Raw genomic sequence first — 16,696 nt, 5'->3', positions numbered from 1 at the left:
TTCAATTTAAAGTTTGATGCTCAATAACTGTCTCTGACATAATTCAAATGAATCTTCAGTGTCACTTATCAAGACTTAATTTTTTGAGTCCGTAGACTTTTAATTTTTCGTCTCGCAAGTGCCCACACAGATTGTCTGTTTCTTATTTTTAAAGAGCTGACAGCTTCAATTTAACTTCACAATTGCTTGCTTCAGTTTGCTGTCTCAAGGGCTGCGTATACTACGCTACACCTTTTTATTCGTCAAGATCTTTTTTTAAAAAATTTGATCTTGCTCACTAATCACTTTTCCCGTCTGCTTTCGCTGACGCCGTGTCAGTGGATGCGCATTATAGAGCCTTAGAAAAATCATGCAAGTGATTATTGCAAATTTATTTCCGATTGTGTTTTTTTTACACATGACGCTGTGAAAATAAACTAATCCTATACAAATTTTACAAACTTTCTTTATTTATTAGTGATCATATAATTATAGTTTTCTATTTCAGTCTAACTTTTTAACTGGTTTTTTTATATGCCTTTTACTTTTGCACATCCAGCAATTGTTTTTCCTTTTTACAAAAAGCCTAAATTTTTTTCCATGACAACTTTAATTATAGGTAGTATGTCACCTGACTTTGAATATTTTCTTAGGATGAAAATAAAAAGTGATATGAGCCACACTTTATTAGGCATCTTTTATTTTGATCTACCCATAACATTAATTATTGCTTTTATCTTTCACTTTATTATTCGTAATGAATTGATCAACAATTTGCCTCATTTTCTTTATAAACGATTTGCTCATTACCTAAATTTTAATTGGAGTGAATATTGCTACCATCATTGGTTTATTGTCATAACTTCTGCATTAATTGGCGCACTGTCTCATTTAGGTTGGGATAGTTTTACTCACTTGACTGGCTTTTTTGTACAACACCTGCCTTTTTTACAACAGACACTATCATTAAAAAATACAAATATTCCAACCTACCAATTACTCCAACATGGAAGTATTTTGGTAGGATTGAGTTTAATATGCTTCTTTATTCTCAGATTACCGATCTTGGTTGATAAGACAAATAAAATGAGCTTTCTATATTGGGGGTTAGTATTTTTGATTTTTTTAAGTTGTTTTTCTCTTTTTTCACCAATACTATTCATACCTTTGGTCAAAGTATGGTGAACTTTATTAATGCTCTATTTTCGGGGCTAATATTATCAGGGCTTATCGTGAGAATGATACGGCATTAATTTTAAATGCCGTATTAGGCTAGTATTATTAGAAAATTATGATTCAGCTTTTATTTTATTGGGTAGATCCGCCAAGCTATCAATTACCCAATCAGCTTGCGCTAACGCTTCTTCTGTAATGGCATCACCGGTTTTCACCAAAACTGTTTTTTTAACGCCTGCCTTTTTACCCGACAATAAATCCGATACTCGGTCACCCACCATATAAGAGTTAGCAATATCAATTTTTAACTCTTTCGCCGCTGTTTGGAGCATACCCGGACTCGGTTTGCGACATTCACAATGATCAACTAAAGGATCGTGCGGGCAATAATAGATACCGTCTAAGTCGACACCTCGGTCTTGTAATGACCAATCCATCCACTCTGTTAAGGTATGAAATTGCTCTTCAGTAAATTTATTTCTTGCAATACCTGATTGGTTAGTGGTGATAACTAACAAAAAGCCCATTTTTTTGAGTTCTTGCATTGCTTCAATTACGCCATCGATAAAATGAAATTTATCAATAGTATGTACATAATTGTAATCGATATTAATCGTACCATCTCGATCTAAAAAAATAGCTGGTTTCATATTTATTTGTATTCCTTTGCTTACATATCGCTCAAATTTGCATAGCATATTATCGATTGACTTAGATGTCTAGACGTCTTAATATTCAATTATCCAAACTTTATCTTTATATATTATGATAAAACTACAAAATATTTCGAAAGTATTTGAACAGAATAAAACGGTAATTCATGCCTTAAAAAATATAACAATCCATGTTCCGCAAGGCAAGATTTATGGTGTTATTGGTAAATCCGGCGCCGGAAAGAGTACACTTATTCGCTGCGTTAATCTATTAGAAAAACCAACAAGTGGTAGAATTTTCTTTGATAATCAAGATATCACCGATTTATCTAACCGACAGCTAATTGAAGTACGTCGCAAAATCAGTATGATTTTTCAACATTTTAACCTTTTATCTTCTCGGACGGTATTTGATAATATCGCTTTTCCGCTTGAGTTAAATAAGACACCGAAAGCGAAGATTAAACAAAAAGTCAATGAACTAATAGCGTTAGTTGGTTTGACCGAAAAAGCAAATGTCTACCCGGCAAATTTATCCGGCGGACAAAAACAACGTGTAGCTATTGCAAGAGCATTGGCTAGTGACCCTAAAGTATTATTGTGTGATGAAGCCACCAGTGCGCTCGATCCTGAAACTACTCGTTCGATTTTGGCATTACTCAAAGACATTAATCAAAAATTGGGATTAACCATTTTATTAATTACCCATGAAATGGATGTGGTAAAACAGATTTGCGATCAAGTTGCTGTGATCAGTAATGGTGAATTAGTCGAGCAATCTTCAGTCGGTGAAATGTTTTCGCATGCTAAAACCGAAATTGCCCGACAATTTATTCAATCGACATTACATTTGACCATACCGAATGATTATTTAATACGCCTTACGCCAGAATATAAAGAAGGACTCAATCCGTTAGTACGTTTAGAATTTAGTGGCGTGTCGGTTGATTTACCTTTACTTTCGCAAATTGCCAAAGAATTTGATATTGATAGTAACATTATCAGTGCGCAAATGGATTATGCCGGTGGTGTCAAATTCGGGTTGATGCTAGCTGAAATGAAAGGCAAACCTAATAGTACGTTATCAGCAATCCAATTTTTAGAAAAAAATAACACCAAAGTAGAGGTGCTGGGCTATGTTTAATTTTATTCCATCATTTAAACCATTTGAATCATTATTTCGATTTTTAGCCGGCTCCGACTTTTGGGCAAATTTTGTCGCATTTTGCTCATCATTTAATGGCTTTAATGAAGCGATGCTATTTAAAATGGCACAAGCCACTGATGAGACACTTTATATGGTCATTTTATCAGGCTTTTGGGGTACAGTGATTGGCTTACCAATAGGAATATTGCTTTATACCACTCGTAAAGGGCAAATTTTAGATTGTTATGCCGCCAATAGTGTTATTTCATTTATTACCAATATTTTTCGCTCTATTCCTTTTATTATATTAATTGTTTGGATAATACCTTTTACGACCTTTTTAATGGGAACTTTTATTGGGAAACAAGCAGCAGTAGTGCCATTAAGTATTGGCGTATCACCATTAATTGCTCGTATGATTGAAAATGCCTTGCTAGACGTACCCAAAGGACTTATTGAAGCCGCTCGTTCAATGGGCGCCACACCATTACAAATAATTTATAAGGTGCTATTACCCGAATCACTGCCGGTTATTGTTAATAGTATGACCATTACACTCATCACCTTGACTGGCTATATTGCGATGGCTGGTGCGGTCGGTGCTGGCGGTCTTGGACAACTGGCAATTCAATATGGTTACAACGGTTATAAGCCTGCTATAATGAATACGGTTTTGGTTATCTTAATCATTATTGTCTTTATTATTCAGTTTATTGGTAATAGTATTGTTAAACGTGTAACTCATCATTAATTTTGGAGAAAATTATGTCAATTAAACAGCTAGCACTAGTCACCACCTTGGTGAGTGCATTTTTTTTAACAGGTTGTGATAACAAACAATCAACAACCGAAAACAAACCAGCTGAACCAACCAAAGTAAGCTCACTTAAAGTTGGGGTGATTTCAGGGCCAGAACAGGAGGTGGCAGAAGTAGTTAAGAAGCAGGCTAAAGATCTTTATAATATTGATGTTGAGTTAGTTATTTTTAATGACTACGTTACACCAAATCAAGCTTTAAATGACGGTTTAATTGATGTTAATGCTTTCCAACATAAACCATATCTAGATGAGCAAATTAAAGAACGTGGATATAAACTTGCTGTTGTTGGTAACTCTTTTGTATATCCAATTGCAAGTTATACTCATAAACTTAAACCAATTGACGCTTCTGCCGAAACTGGCGAAGGGGTAAAAGTTAAATCACCTCGTGGTGAAACCTTTTTTATTCCAGCTAAGTCAACCATTGCTATTCCGAATGATCCAACAAACTTAGGTCGTGCATTACTATTATTGCAACACGAAGGGTTAATAACAGTTGATAAAGCAAAAGGGTTATTACCAACTGTACTTGATATTACCAGCAATCCTTATGACTATAAGATTGTTGAACTTGAAGCACCAATGCTACCTCGCTCTTTAGACGATGCTCAGGTAGATTTGGCAATCATTAATAATGCTTTTGCCGGACAAGCAAATTTAACGCCAAGCAAAGATGGTGTTTTTGTAGAAGATAAAGAGTCTCCATATGTGAACATTATCGTATCGCGTGAAGCTGATAAAGATAATGAAAACGTAAAAAACTTTGTTAAAGCTTATCAAACTGATGCCGTTGCTAAAAAAGCTGATGAAATCTTTAATGGCGGGGCAATTCGTGGTTGGTAATAATCCACTCACAAACAGCTATTGATCACTATTCCGCCGACTTTATGTCGGCGGTAAACATCTGAATTAAATTTATCTATCGAGTGATATAATAATTACCTTCAAATGGCTCAATACATCATAAAAGATAATGAATCGGCAAATTAACCCTATTGGCATAATACGTTCACCTTACAGCGAAAAATTTGCTGTACCAAGGCAACCTAATCTCGTTTCCGCAGGTCAAGGGGAGCTGCATTTATTAGCACCTTATAACGATCCTAATAGTGTGAAAGGATTAGAGCAGTTTTCACATTTGTGGCTGTTATTTCTGTTCCACCACATCGATCCTGAAAAATGGCGCTTAACGGTGCGCCCTCCACGCTTAGGCGGTAATAAAACTTTAGGCGTATTTGCCACTCGTTCGCCATTTAGACCTAATCATATTGGTCTTTCTGCGGTAGAATTAAAAGATATTATCGTTGTTCAAAAACAAGTCATTTTAAAACTGGGCAGCCTTGATTTAGTCGACGGCACACCAATTATCGATATCAAACCTTATATCCCTTATTGTGATAGTTATCCACAAGCCAAAGCTAGCTATGCCCAGACAGTGCCCGAAACCGTATTAACCGTCACATTTTCACCGTTTGTACAGCAATTTTTAGAGCGACAAAAACAAGATTATCCTCAGTTGGCAACGTTAATCTCTCAAGTAATATCACAAGACCCAAGACCTGCTTATAAGCGCAAAGATAAAACGGAACAAGAGTTTGGCTTGACTTTATATCATTTTAATATCAAAGGAAGAATTATTAATCAACACGCGATAGTTGACCAAATAACGATAATAGATTGAAGCGTTGTATAAAAAGCTAACTAATTAAATGGCTGACTTTTGTAAAGAGGATTTACAAAATTGTTATCGATTGTATATAAAATTAATTGAAAATTTAAGTCATTCTGGTAAATTACATATGGGTTTAATTCCCTATATTTCACTTTACCACTAAAATTCTTCACGATCTTAGTGGTATTTTTATATGTAGATTAGTGATAATTCAAATTCTGTTTTCTTCTCATCTCAGCAATATCAATTGCATCAATCAGATAATGTTTGCCACAATAATCACAATGAATATCGATTTTACCGCCCTCTTCTTTTAAAATTTCATCAACTTCATGAGCGGGTAGCGTCATTAAACTATCTTCACAACGCTCGCGCGAACAGCTACATTTGAAAATAATAGGATGCGCTTCAAACAGTCGAACTTCTTCTTGATTATAAAGGCGATATAAAATCTCGTCAGTTGAAAGTTGGAATAGTTCGTCACGTGTGATCGTTTCCGTTAACGCACAAAGGTGCTCGAAAGATTCGTCAGTACCTTCGTTTGCCGGAAGTACCTGTAATAAAATGCCGGCCGCCATTGGCTTATTATTACATACCCCAGTTTTGACAAACAATCGGGTAGGTAACTGTTCGGATTGCATAAAATAATTTTCAATACAACCAATTAAGGTATCTTTTTCAAGCCCAACAATACCTTGATAACGCTCGCCATTTTTAGGCGTAATAGTAATGACAATATAACCATTACCAACCATATCTTTAAGCGTTGCATTATCAGCAATATCACCGTTAACCCGTGCTACGCCACGTAATTGCTGTTGATGATTACCATTTACAACCGCTAGTGATAATGGGCCATCACCTTGCAACTGCACAGCGATATCCCCTTCAAATTTTAAAGTCGCAGTTAATAAACTGGTTGCAACCAATAACTCACCCAGTAAATTTTGTACTGCTACAGGATAAGTATGATTTTCTAAAATAGCTTCATATGTCTGTTCAAGACGGGTAATTTCACCCCGAATTGGGTGATTATCAAATAAAAATCGATTTAGAGTATCCATATTAATAGTTGTCGCCTTGTTGTCTTTCATTTTTGAATCGAATCAAATTACGCCGCTCTTTTTTATCCGGTCTTCTATCCGGATGCGGCATTGTCAATGCATTAAGCTTACGTGCTTGCGCCACCATTTCACGTTTTGCGATACTTTCTTGCGTTTCTTGATAGAGTAATTGAGCCTCTGCCGCTGGCCTGCGCTGCTCACTAATAGCTAAGATTTGAATTGTTTTTTGGTCAGAACCTTGACGAAGTGTCAACATTGCACCAATTTCGACTATTTTACTAGGCTTAGTCCGTTGACCATTATAATGGACTTTACCACCGTCGACCATTTCACGTGCAAGTGAACGTGTTTTATAAAATCTGGCAGCCCAAAGCCACTTATCTAATCTTACACTTTCCATGACTTCCTCATTTCACTTTTCTAATCAAGCTCATTTTATCGCAGTTAAAAAATAAAGCTTAGAACATCTTAGCGAATTATATAAGGTTGTTTTTAGAAATATCAATGCTGAGGCTCGATGTTATAACGATTGCCATTTGCGAAAAATGTACCGGATAGGCTATAAGGAGCAATCTCGCCATGTAAATCAAGAGTATAATGTGAAGCATTAGGAAGTTGTTTCACTAACTTCCACTTTTCAAGAAAGATACTACTTACCCCATAGGCCTTAAGATGTAATGATTCTAATTTATCTAGCGAAGGATTGACAATTGCATTCGATTCAAGCATGCCACCATTAACTAATGCAGTAAACGCCAATAAGGCTTGATGCTGTTCATTGAATTTAACGGAAAAATCAGGATAAATCATTCCAATTTTATTAACTGTTCCATTATTGGCTTTAACAAATAATTGGCCATTAAACAGCCCTAACTTTCTATTTTCAACCAAACGCAATTTGCTACCGGAGGCTTGAAAATCGACAAAATTAAACGGATAGTCAGGATTGGTATTAATTATTCCACCTTTCAAAATCGATAATCGATCAATATCAATCTGTTTTAACGATTCAGGCAGTACAATCTGTTCAATTTTCTTAGGTAGCTTAAAATCAATTTCGGTCACTAATAATTTATCTATATGCAAATTATTATCTTTCCAATCTCCATTTAAACTTAATCGCCCTTGATTCCAAATACCGATAGCTTTTTCAATGACTACATCATGCTCATTTTTGAGCATTAATTGCAGCAAAACAGAAGAAAACGGTTTCTCATTCCATACGATATTATCGGCATTAAAAACTAACGCACTTTGATTAAATTGCCACTGCTTGTCATAAATAATATTGGTTGTTTCAATATTGCCCTTTTCAATTGTATAGTCAGGCAATTGGATACTACTATTCAGCATGGAAAGTTGACGAAAAGTCGTTTTAGGTAATTTATCCAAATATTGCGCAAAATATTGATTATCTTTAGATTGAACGTGAATGTTATTAAGTTTCAATTGTTCAACATCCAAACTCTTATCCGCTAGTATTTTTAATTTACTGACAAAAAATCCGTCATTAATGTTACCACCTAAATTTGTAATATAAATGGTACCTTCACGTTGAAAACCTTGAAGCAACACTTTATCGACCAGAAAATGATTAAACGAAACTTGCTGTGATGATAATTCAAATTGATACGATTGTTGATCAGATACATTAAATGGTTTAATGCCACCATTTATTTGCCGAAAAGTTAACGAATCTTTCCCGTCATTAAGTGAAACGTTGACGGTCGAATCAACCAATTTAAGGACATTAGCTGAAATAGAAGCTTGTTCAATTTTGCTACCGTCTAACTCACCATTGACCACAACAATATAATTGAAATGCTTTAGCTGCCACAAATCGTTTTTATCAAATCCAATTATCAATTTAGCAATTTTAGTAACATGTTGATTTTCATCTTTGATCGTCAGATCTTCAACAGATATTTCATAAAAGTTAGCTAAAGAATGATTAACTTTACCGATTGAAATAGAATATGAGCTTAATTTTGATAATTGTTGGCTGATAAATTTAGCGCCGTAATTAGTCTGTACAGCAAAGTAAGCCAGCAAAATTAAAATCCAGACAATTGTTAAAAAAGTAATCAGTAATAATCGAATCGTTCGCATAACAAAAACTAAATAGTAACAATAAATAATTAGATATTACATTACGATAACCGATTTTAACTAAAATAGCACTCGATTTTGATATAAATGATCTGTTGTTAAACCGATTTTCCAGTTAATATATAACAAGCCAAAATTATGACGTTAGAATAACAAATTAAATTAATTACGCCCTCTCTTTTGATTAAGATGAAGGATTGTTATTCTTTTTTTATTTACGATAGATAAATAGGAAAAAACAGAGATGAAACAAATCCCAATGACGGTAAAGGGAGCCGAATTGTTACGTGCCGAACTTGAAGAACTGAAGAATGTCAAAAGACCTCAAATTACAGCAGCTATAGCTGAAGCAAGAGCGCACGGAGATTTGAAAGAAAACGCCGAATACCATGCCGCAAGAGAACAACAAGGATTTTGTGAAGGTCGCATTCAGGAAATTGAAAGTAAATTATCGCAAGCACAAATCATTGATATTACCAAAGTAAAAAATACCGGAAGAATTATTTTTGGTGCCACTGTCACCGTTGTAAATGTAGATACTGACGAAGAAACAACCTACCGTATTGTTGGTGATGATGAAGCCGATTACAAACAAAATTTAATTTCAGTTAACTCACCAATTGCCCGTGGTTTAATTGGTAAAGAAGACGGCGATACTGTTCAAATTAAAACGCCTGGTGGTGATGTTGAGTTTGATATCATTAAAGTTGACTATATTTAATGTCAATTTGCATCAATAATCACTCTCAATAAAAAAACAGGGCAATATGCCCTGTTTTTCATTGATTATTTTGGTAAAGAGATTTTTTTCTCTTCACTCGGTCTAAACACCGTAAAAATAGAGCCAACCTGCTGAACAGGTATCGCTTTAGTTTCACGAATAATCGCATCACAAATAAGTTTTTTTGTTTCGCGATCTTCAGCAGACACTTTAATTTTAATTAGCTCATGAAAGTTCAAGGCATTTTCAATTTCAGCTAAAACGCCTTCAGTAAACCCATTAGCACCAATCATCACGATTGGTTTTAAGTGATGAGCTTCACCCTTTAGGTACTGTTTTTGTTTATTCGATAAATTCATTAATTTTTTATCACATTAAGTTGTAATTTTGCTATTCTACCCTTATATATATGACTAATCAATGAAGTGAACTCTTTACGTTAAGGATTTATTCGCTGTGAGTAACAAAAAACGCTCAGCTAGCTCGACGCGTTGGCTTAATGAACATTTTAAAGATCGCTTTGTGCAACAAGCACAAAAAAAAGGTCTACGATCGCGAGCTTGGTTCAAATTAGAAGAAATTCAAAAAAGTGACAAACTATTTAAACCCGGTATTACCGTTGTCGATTTAGGCGCGGCGCCTGGGGGTTGGTCACAATATGTCGCATCACTTATCGGCAATAAAGGCCGGATCATCGCTTGTGATTTGCTCCCAATGGATCCCATTGTTGGGGTAGATTTCCTGCAAGGTGACTTTCGAGATGAAGCTGTGCTCAATGCGCTCCTCGAGCGTGTTGGAGAAGACAAAGTTCAAGTGGTTATGTCCGACATGGCGCCTAATATGAGTGGACAACCGGCGGTTGACATTCCTAGAGCCATGTACTTAGTTGAACTGGCATTAGATATGTGCCGAGATGTTCTGGCACCGAATGGCAATTTTATAGTGAAAGTCTTTCAAGGCGAAGGATTTGAAGAGTATCTTAAAGCAGTAAGATCACTTTTTAAAACGGTCAAAATACGCAAACCGGAAGCTTCACGTGCAAGGTCAAGAGAAGTTTATATTGTTGCTATGGGTATGAAGTAGCCAGTTGTATAATTTTGTAGTACCATACTTGGTTAATTTTAGTCGTAACTGTTAATTTTTATGAGGGGTTTTTCTTTTGAACGACATGGTAAAGAATCTACTGATATGGGGAATAATTGCGGTAGTATTGATTGCGGTATTTAATCAATTCAGCTCAGTATCTAGCGGCCCTCAAATCGATTATTATAAATTTAACTCAGATATCGCCGATGGCAAGCTCAAAGAAGTGCATATTAACGGACGAGAAATAGTTGCTACCAGAAACGATAATAGCAATTACGTAACTTATATCCCTTATTTTGATGAAAAACTCATTGATGATTTATTAAGTCATAAAGTACCTGTCTATGGTACTGCTGATGAAAAACCGAGCTTATTAGGTGCGATTTTAGTTTCTTGGTTCCCTATCATTTTACTCATTGGCTTTTGGATCTTTATTATGCGTCAAATGCAAGGTGGTGGTAAAGGCGGACCAATGTCGGTCGGTAAAAGTAAAGCTCGAATGCTAACCCCTGATCAAGTCAAAACAAAATTTACCGATGTCGCCGGTAGCGAAGAGGCGAAACAAGAAGTTACCGAGGTGGTTGATTTCTTACGCGATCCGGGTAAATACCAAAAATTGGGTGGACGTATTCCAAAAGGGATTTTAATGGTTGGACCACCGGGTACAGGTAAAACCCTACTGGCAAAAGCGATTGCTGGTGAAGCTAACGTTCCATTTTTCAGTATTTCCGGCTCTGACTTTGTTGAAATGTTTGTCGGTGTGGGTGCCTCACGTGTACGTGATCTATTTGAACAAGCTCGAAAACATTCACCGTGTATCATCTTTATTGACGAAATTGATGCCGTTGGTCGTAAACGAGGCGCTGGTTCAATGGGCGGGCATGACGAACGTGAACAAACCTTGAACCAAATGCTAGTTGAAATGGATGGTTTTGAAGCGAATAGCGGAATAATCATTATTGCAGCCACTAACCGGGTTGATATTTTAGATCCGGCATTACTGCGCCCCGGTCGTTTTGACCGCCAAGTACAAATTGGCCTACCAGATATGAAAGGTCGTGAGCAGATTCTTGCTGTTCATGTCCGTAAAGTACCTTTGGGCTCTGATGTTAATTTGTCAGTCTTAGCACGTGGCACACCGGGTTACTCTGGTGCTGAATTAGCAAACTTAGTCAATGAAGCGGCGTTATTTGCGGCTCGTCGTAACAAACGATTAGTGACAATGGACGAGTTTGAAGAAGCTAAAGATAAAATCAACATGGGCACTGAACGACGCTCATTGACGATGACCCAAGAACAATTGATATCAACTGCTTATCATGAAGCCGGTCATGCTATTGTTGGTTATTTAATGCCTGATCATGATCCAATTCATAAAGTCACAATCATTCCTCGCGGACGTGCTTTAGGCGTCACCTTCTTCTTACCTGAAGGTGACAGAGTGAGTGAAAGCCGTGAAAAACTAGAAGGCGATATTGCGACCCTGTATGGTGGAAGACTGGCGGAAGAACTGATCTATGGTGCTGAAAAAGTATCAACCGGCGCCTCGAATGATATTAAGGTTGCCACGCAATACGCCAGAGCTATGGTTACCCAATGGGGCTTTTCTGAACGTCTAGGACCACTATTTTATGAAATGGATGATAATTCAGCTTATGGCCGTCCTAAAGATATCTCAGATGAAACTGCTCGCATTATCGATGAAGAAGTTAAAGCGATTATTGACCGCAATTTTGAACGAGCACGTAAAATTTTGACGGAAAATATGGATGTGCTTCATGCAATGAAAGATGCGCTAATGAAATATGAAACCATTGGTGCAAATCAAGTGGCGGACTTAATTGCACGTCGACCTATCAATGCACCGGATGACTGGACAGAGAGTGACGAAAAAGCAGCACAAGAGATTCCAAATGAGGGAACAGATATTCCGCCTCAATCAGACGATTAAAATGATATAAACAAATAACGCGCTTCGGCGCGTTTTTTATCGACAAAATGAAGATATAATCTCATCATAATTAGACTCAGTGGTAAATATAACCTTTACGGCTAAGCTAAAATTTAACCGTAACTAAATAGCTAATGCATTCATTTAAAAACTGTTTATCAAATAGGACTACCCTTATGGAAATTCATTTTCAAAATCAAGTTATGGATCTCTCTTTTCCACAAGTTATGGGCATTGTGAACATGACGCCAGATTCATTTTCCGACGGCGGTAAATACAACAACCTCGATGATGCAATGCGTCGAGTTGATAGTATGATTCAAGCCGGTGCCACATTTATTGATGTCGGAGGAGAATCAACTCGACCTGGCGCAGCTGAAGTATCGGTTGAAGAGGAGTTAGAACGGGTAATACCTTTAGTTGAAAAAATTGCCCGTTATTTTGATGTATGGATTTCGGTAGATACCTCTAAACCTGAGGTAATGACTGAATCGGCGAAAGCCGGTGCTCACTTGATTAACGATATTCGAGCACTAACCGAGCCCGGTGCGATGTCCGCTGCCGCAAAAACCGGACTGCCTGTTTGTATTATGCATATGCAAGGCGATCCTCAAACCATGCAAAATGCGCCACACTACAATCAAGATATCTATCAAGAAGTAGACACTTTTTTTGACCAACATATTAATCGCTGCATTAAAGCCGGTATAAATCGTGAAAAAATCATACTCGATCCAGGTTTTGGCTTTGGTAAAACACTATCACACAACTACCGATTACTGGCAACTTTGGAAAAATTTCATCATTTCAATTTACCGCTATTAGTTGGTATGTCTCGTAAATCTATGATTGGGCAAGTATTAAATGTTCCGCCGCAAGAACGAATGCTTGGTAGTGTATCTTGCGCTGTCATTGCGGCGATGAAAGGGGCACACATTATACGGGTACATGATGTTAAACAGACATTTGATGCCCTACGGATTGTGCAAGCAACATTAGCTGAACAAGGTTGAAATTAATATCTGAAAAAAGCAGCTCATCTAACCATTGCATATCAACCAACTCTGGATAATTGTAGAAAAAGCTTTTTAAAGCAGGTTAAAGAAGAATATTAGATTAATAATTATATAATTAAGGGCTCAATATTGAGCCCCAGTTATAGTTTTGTTTTTACCTCAATCACACTTTAATGCGATTATATTTAATGACGATTAAGGCATTACACAGGCGGTTTGAGTAAATTCCATTTTAGTGTGAAAAATAGCACCATTATTCGAAGCTACAGTATAATATTGTCCCGGCAAAATGCTCGGAGTACTAGTCCAAATGGAAAATAGATCCCATTGTTCAGTGTATTTTCTAAGCCCGCCGCCCCATTCTGAAATCAATCCTCCGTTTATTTGCCTTAATGAGGCCGAAGAGGCATTTGGATGACCATTTATTCCCCAACCATTAGCATTAGTCAGATCAGATACATTTGGCATTCGATAACCCGATAAAGTGGAACAATAATTTACTGCATTATCATAATTATTTTCTATATACGAAGCGCCATGTATATCCGTGTGAGGAATAAACCAATGTTGTAATTTAAAGCTATAAATAGGCTTGGTTTTTGCTGTGTCAGCATAAATGGTAAATGTTGTTGGAACAAAACGAAGCTTCGATGGTGCAGAATTAGAGGTTGGTCCCTTTAATATTACTGTCGGAATCTTCTTTTTCGTCTCTCCAAACGATATATCAACATTTGAATTGCTTGGATCTTTTGTATAACTAAGTTGTTTATAATTTTTAAGTCCGGCAACAATTAACTTGAAGTAAAGGCCATCCGACCCCGTTGTCGGGAAGTTTGACTCAGGTTGATTGAAGTTTTGCATGTAAAATACTTCTTTATCGTCATCCCACTGCCCAGACACTCCCGATTTGTTATCAAAGAAAATTGTTAGTGGTTGTACAAAGCAAGTATAAATAGTATTAGAATCAACACCTAAGTAATAGTTATCTTCAAGCTTACTATAGGTTGTCGAATCAGGTATACCATATTGTGTTTTAATCTCACTGTCATCTATTTTCAGATTGATAGTATAAGGTGCCAAACAGGTATCAATAGCATCTGTCCGTTTAACCTTCTGCTCTGTCGAGTCTAAAATAGTCATCTCTATTTTACCCGTTGCTGAAACAACCACATCACCGTCATCATCTCTGGCATAATTATTCGGATCTTGTAGTATTGTGCTAAAATCAATTGATTGAACATTATCAATACTAGGGGTATTAGCTGGCACGACTGTTTGAATATCTTCAAAGGTGTTCACTGTCGCTGGAATATCTATAACCACGGGATTATCACCATTCTTAGGAGGAGCATCATATTTGACTTCTTGGTTACCATCATTAAAACGCAACCATAATAACGCTCCGGTGTTATCACTCTTAGTTTGACCATTATCAAAAGTTAAATAAGGTGCTGAACCATTGATTGCTTGAGCTGTGGTGTTTGATGTTAATGCCTGTGCATTAAATGCATACATTAAAGGTAACATTAATAGGCATGTTAATGTTTTTTTGAAAAAATGCGGCTTATTAGCGTTATTTGAGTTAAAATTTGTCGGTGAATTTAAGCTTAAGTTATTGTTCTGATTAAGGCGACGATTAAGAGAACTTAAGAAAGGCGTCTTCGAGTTTTCATTATGATATTGCATAGCAATCCCTATATTCGTGTAATTTATTGTTTTTATTCCTTTTTATATAACAGCCTGCTTTTATTACAGCTAAACCGTTACAATTTTAATGATATAATGTTTTAAAAAAATTACCGAACTTTTTAGCTGAAAAATTTGTTAAGAAAGGTAAACAAGAAAAGCAAAATCATTGAATATTTCCATATAGTTACTGATTTTTTGGGCCTTTTTAAGCGCTGTTTTTCTGGCTTATTTACACAGTTTCATGGCTTAGCTTATTACTCATTCTGGAGTTGTTACAGTAGGCAAACCAGATTGGGATGTGGAGAAGTTTTGATGCTTTCCCTGTTGTTGTCATATATACCAATGCGGACTTCTTCGTCGCACACCGGTGACTTATCGCTAATAGTGAATCTCTGTGACATATCACTTAAGGCCATCGCCTTAGGCAAACTGCCTCAGCCATGACGGGCGATTAGCGTACAGTCATCACTCAAGCAAATAGGAGAATAAGAAATTGGGTAAGCGCCACAGCTTTGTCAAAAAGTTTCAGAAAATGTATACGTTTGAGTATAAAAACGATGATTTTTCAGCAAAGCGCCATTTTATATCAATCGGTTAAAGCAGATTAGGCTAGAAAAGTAACAAGTAGATTTGTTTATCATTTAACTAACAAGATTTTTAAAATTAGCTGGCTTTTGATGACTAGGCATATTCCAAATTTACTTTATCAATATTGCCAAATACACAAAAAATCCAACATAATTATTATTCATAAAGGCTTTAAAGCATTTCGCTCTATCACGGTCTTTAATTAACCATTGTTGATAGATAAATAGCAATGAAGCAATCAATAAAATGGTAAAATAGACTGAATTAAAATCGTTTGTTAAACCAAGTATCACCATGCAAGAAACCGCAACTATCTGTAATAAACCAATGATTAAGGTATCATAATGACCAAATAAAATAGCGGTTGATTTAATGCCTATTTTCATATCATCGCTTCGATCGACCATGGCATACTCAGTATCATAAGCAATAGTCCAACAAATATTTGCTAAACATAGTAGCCAGCAAGTTAACGGAAACTCAGCAATAGTTGCCGCATAAACCATTGGAATACTCCAGCTAAATGCAATTGCCAGAATAATTTGCGGAAAGTGAGTATAACGTTTCATAAATGGATAGATCATGGCGGTTAACAAAGCAAAGCCGGCAATAAGCCATGACAGCCGATTTAATGTGATCAATAGACCGGCCGCAATTAACAACAATATCAAAAGAGTATATAAAGCGTTTTTGGCTGTCAGGGCACCACGTGCCAATGGACGATCTTGTGTTCGCTCGACATGCGCATCGAAATGGCGATCCGCATAATCATTTATCACACAACCGGCTGATCGCATAACAATGACACCTAGCACAAAAATAACGACAAGCCCAACCGAAGGATGAGGATCAGCAAGCCATATTGCCGACAAAGTCGGCCAAAGTAGCAGTAAAATGCCGATAGGTTTATCTAATCGCATCAGTTGTATATAAGCTAACATAACGTATATCTGTCCTCAATTATTATGGGCGGATTATACCTGATCTTGTTAAAGCTGCAATGCGGATAAATACCGTTTCTATTTG

Annotated in this window: 16 protein-coding genes; 9 read left to right on the top strand and 7 right to left on the bottom strand. The window is 36.5% G+C overall.

What is annotated here, in order from left to right:
- The first annotated feature begins 513 nt into the window (after positions 1-513).
- Positions 514-1,164, top strand: a complete 651-nt coding sequence (locus J3U42_RS06840; protein ID WP_267336040.1) for a DUF4184 family protein — start codon at positions 514-516, stop codon at positions 1,162-1,164.
- A gap of 104 nt (positions 1,165-1,268) precedes the next feature.
- Here J3U42_RS06840 and gmhB read toward each other — a convergent pair whose 3' ends face one another.
- On the bottom strand, positions 1,269-1,805 hold the full coding sequence (gene gmhB, locus J3U42_RS06835; RefSeq protein ID WP_267336039.1) for a D-glycero-beta-D-manno-heptose 1,7-bisphosphate 7-phosphatase: 537 nt from the start codon (positions 1,803-1,805) through the stop codon (positions 1,269-1,271).
- A gap of 115 nt (positions 1,806-1,920) precedes the next feature.
- On the opposite strand from gmhB, the gene metN reads away from it, so the two are divergent.
- From metN to tsaA, 4 genes are all read left to right on the top strand, one after another.
- Positions 1,921-2,952, top strand: coding sequence for a methionine ABC transporter ATP-binding protein MetN (gene metN / locus J3U42_RS06830; RefSeq protein WP_267336038.1), 1,032 nt, complete (start codon positions 1,921-1,923; stop codon positions 2,950-2,952).
- A gap of 112 nt (positions 2,953-3,064) precedes the next feature.
- Positions 3,065-3,706 (top strand): methionine ABC transporter permease, encoded by a 642-nt coding sequence (locus J3U42_RS06825; protein ID WP_366518728.1) that lies wholly within the window; start codon positions 3,065-3,067, stop codon positions 3,704-3,706.
- A 14-nt stretch (positions 3,707-3,720) separates the two neighbouring features.
- Complete coding sequence (metQ, locus tag J3U42_RS06820) at positions 3,721-4,617, top strand: methionine ABC transporter substrate-binding lipoprotein MetQ (RefSeq protein WP_220218298.1); 897 nt, start codon at positions 3,721-3,723, stop codon at positions 4,615-4,617.
- Between the two features lie 127 nt (positions 4,618-4,744).
- Positions 4,745-5,455 carry a tRNA (N6-threonylcarbamoyladenosine(37)-N6)-methyltransferase TrmO gene (gene tsaA, locus J3U42_RS06815; RefSeq protein ID WP_416380448.1) on the top strand — a complete coding sequence of 237 codons (711 nt, stop codon included), beginning with the start codon at positions 4,745-4,747 and terminating at the stop codon, positions 5,453-5,455.
- A gap of 191 nt (positions 5,456-5,646) precedes the next feature.
- On the opposite strand, the gene hslO is transcribed toward tsaA, so the two are convergent.
- The 3 genes from hslO to J3U42_RS06800 form a co-directional block, all read right to left on the bottom strand.
- Positions 5,647-6,510, bottom strand: coding sequence for an Hsp33 family molecular chaperone HslO (gene hslO / locus J3U42_RS06810; protein WP_267336036.1), 864 nt, complete (start codon positions 6,508-6,510; stop codon positions 5,647-5,649).
- Position 6,511: 1 nt separating this feature from the next.
- Positions 6,512-6,910, bottom strand: coding sequence for a ribosome-associated heat shock protein Hsp15 (gene hslR, locus J3U42_RS06805; RefSeq protein ID WP_267336035.1), 399 nt, complete (start codon positions 6,908-6,910; stop codon positions 6,512-6,514).
- Positions 6,911-7,011: 101 nt separating this feature from the next.
- Positions 7,012-8,619 (bottom strand): hypothetical protein, encoded by a 1,608-nt coding sequence (locus J3U42_RS06800; protein ID WP_267336034.1) that lies wholly within the window; start codon positions 8,617-8,619, stop codon positions 7,012-7,014.
- 244 nt (positions 8,620-8,863) lie between these two features.
- On the opposite strand from J3U42_RS06800, the gene greA reads away from it, so the two are divergent.
- Complete coding sequence (greA, locus tag J3U42_RS06795) at positions 8,864-9,340, top strand: transcription elongation factor GreA (protein ID WP_220218303.1); 477 nt, start codon at positions 8,864-8,866, stop codon at positions 9,338-9,340.
- Positions 9,341-9,405: 65 nt separating this feature from the next.
- Here the strand turns inward: greA and yhbY are convergent, their stop codons facing one another.
- Positions 9,406-9,699 (bottom strand): ribosome assembly RNA-binding protein YhbY, encoded by a 294-nt coding sequence (yhbY, locus tag J3U42_RS06790; RefSeq protein ID WP_220218304.1) that lies wholly within the window; start codon positions 9,697-9,699, stop codon positions 9,406-9,408.
- A gap of 97 nt (positions 9,700-9,796) precedes the next feature.
- Between yhbY and rlmE the strand changes: the two genes are divergently transcribed.
- The 3 genes from rlmE (at position 9,797) to folP (ending at position 13,390) form a co-directional block, all read left to right on the top strand.
- Positions 9,797-10,423: a 23S rRNA (uridine(2552)-2'-O)-methyltransferase RlmE gene (gene rlmE / locus J3U42_RS06785; RefSeq protein WP_220218305.1), complete on the top strand. Its 627-nt coding sequence runs from the start codon at positions 9,797-9,799 to the stop codon at positions 10,421-10,423.
- Between the two features lie 76 nt (positions 10,424-10,499).
- The gene (ftsH, locus tag J3U42_RS06780; RefSeq protein WP_416379771.1) at positions 10,500-12,377 is read left to right on the top strand and encodes an ATP-dependent zinc metalloprotease FtsH; all 1,878 of its coding nucleotides are present in this window, start codon (positions 10,500-10,502) and stop codon (positions 12,375-12,377) included.
- 176 nt (positions 12,378-12,553) lie between these two features.
- On the top strand, positions 12,554-13,390 hold the full coding sequence (gene folP / locus J3U42_RS06775; RefSeq protein ID WP_267336033.1) for a dihydropteroate synthase: 837 nt from the start codon (positions 12,554-12,556) through the stop codon (positions 13,388-13,390).
- A gap of 198 nt (positions 13,391-13,588) precedes the next feature.
- On the opposite strand, the gene J3U42_RS06770 is transcribed toward folP, so the two are convergent.
- Positions 13,589-15,079, bottom strand: coding sequence for a hypothetical protein (locus tag J3U42_RS06770; RefSeq protein WP_267336032.1), 1,491 nt, complete (start codon positions 15,077-15,079; stop codon positions 13,589-13,591).
- Positions 15,080-15,780: 701 nt separating this feature from the next.
- On the bottom strand, positions 15,781-16,611 hold the full coding sequence (ubiA, locus tag J3U42_RS06765) for a 4-hydroxybenzoate octaprenyltransferase (RefSeq protein WP_267336031.1): 831 nt from the start codon (positions 16,609-16,611) through the stop codon (positions 15,781-15,783).
- Between the last annotated feature and the right edge of the window lie 85 nt (positions 16,612-16,696).

It is taken from the genome of Gilliamella sp. B2923, assembly GCF_026536565.1.
Taxonomy (GTDB): Bacteria; Pseudomonadota; Gammaproteobacteria; order Enterobacterales; family Orbaceae; genus Gilliamella.
This window is presented reverse-complemented; position numbering and strand designations above follow the sequence as displayed.

What these genes read in the sequence shown, in the direction of transcription:
- J3U42_RS06840 (WP_267336040.1), top strand. Translation starts at nt 514, where the DNA reads ATGCCTTTTACTTTTGCACATCCAGCAATTGTTTTTCCTTTTTACAAA.
- J3U42_RS06770 (WP_267336032.1), bottom strand. Translation starts at nt 15,079, where the DNA reads ATGCAATATCATAATGAAAACTCGAAGACGCCTTTCTTAAGTTCTCTT.
- J3U42_RS06825 (WP_366518728.1), top strand. Translation starts at nt 3,065, where the DNA reads ATGCTATTTAAAATGGCACAAGCCACTGATGAGACACTTTATATGGTC.
- hslR (WP_267336035.1), bottom strand. Translation starts at nt 6,910, where the DNA reads ATGGAAAGTGTAAGATTAGATAAGTGGCTTTGGGCTGCCAGATTTTAT.
- ubiA (WP_267336031.1), bottom strand. Translation starts at nt 16,611, where the DNA reads ATGTTAGCTTATATACAACTGATGCGATTAGATAAACCTATCGGCATT.
- greA (WP_220218303.1), top strand. Translation starts at nt 8,864, where the DNA reads ATGAAACAAATCCCAATGACGGTAAAGGGAGCCGAATTGTTACGTGCC.
- metQ (WP_220218298.1), top strand. Translation starts at nt 3,721, where the DNA reads ATGTCAATTAAACAGCTAGCACTAGTCACCACCTTGGTGAGTGCATTT.
- yhbY (WP_220218304.1), bottom strand. Translation starts at nt 9,699, where the DNA reads ATGAATTTATCGAATAAACAAAAACAGTACCTAAAGGGTGAAGCTCAT.
- hslO (WP_267336036.1), bottom strand. Translation starts at nt 6,510, where the DNA reads ATGGATACTCTAAATCGATTTTTATTTGATAATCACCCAATTCGGGGT.
- metN (WP_267336038.1), top strand. Translation starts at nt 1,921, where the DNA reads ATGATAAAACTACAAAATATTTCGAAAGTATTTGAACAGAATAAAACG.
- J3U42_RS06800 (WP_267336034.1), bottom strand. Translation starts at nt 8,619, where the DNA reads ATGCGAACGATTCGATTATTACTGATTACTTTTTTAACAATTGTCTGG.
- gmhB (WP_267336039.1), bottom strand. Translation starts at nt 1,805, where the DNA reads ATGAAACCAGCTATTTTTTTAGATCGAGATGGTACGATTAATATCGAT.
- folP (WP_267336033.1), top strand. Translation starts at nt 12,554, where the DNA reads ATGGAAATTCATTTTCAAAATCAAGTTATGGATCTCTCTTTTCCACAA.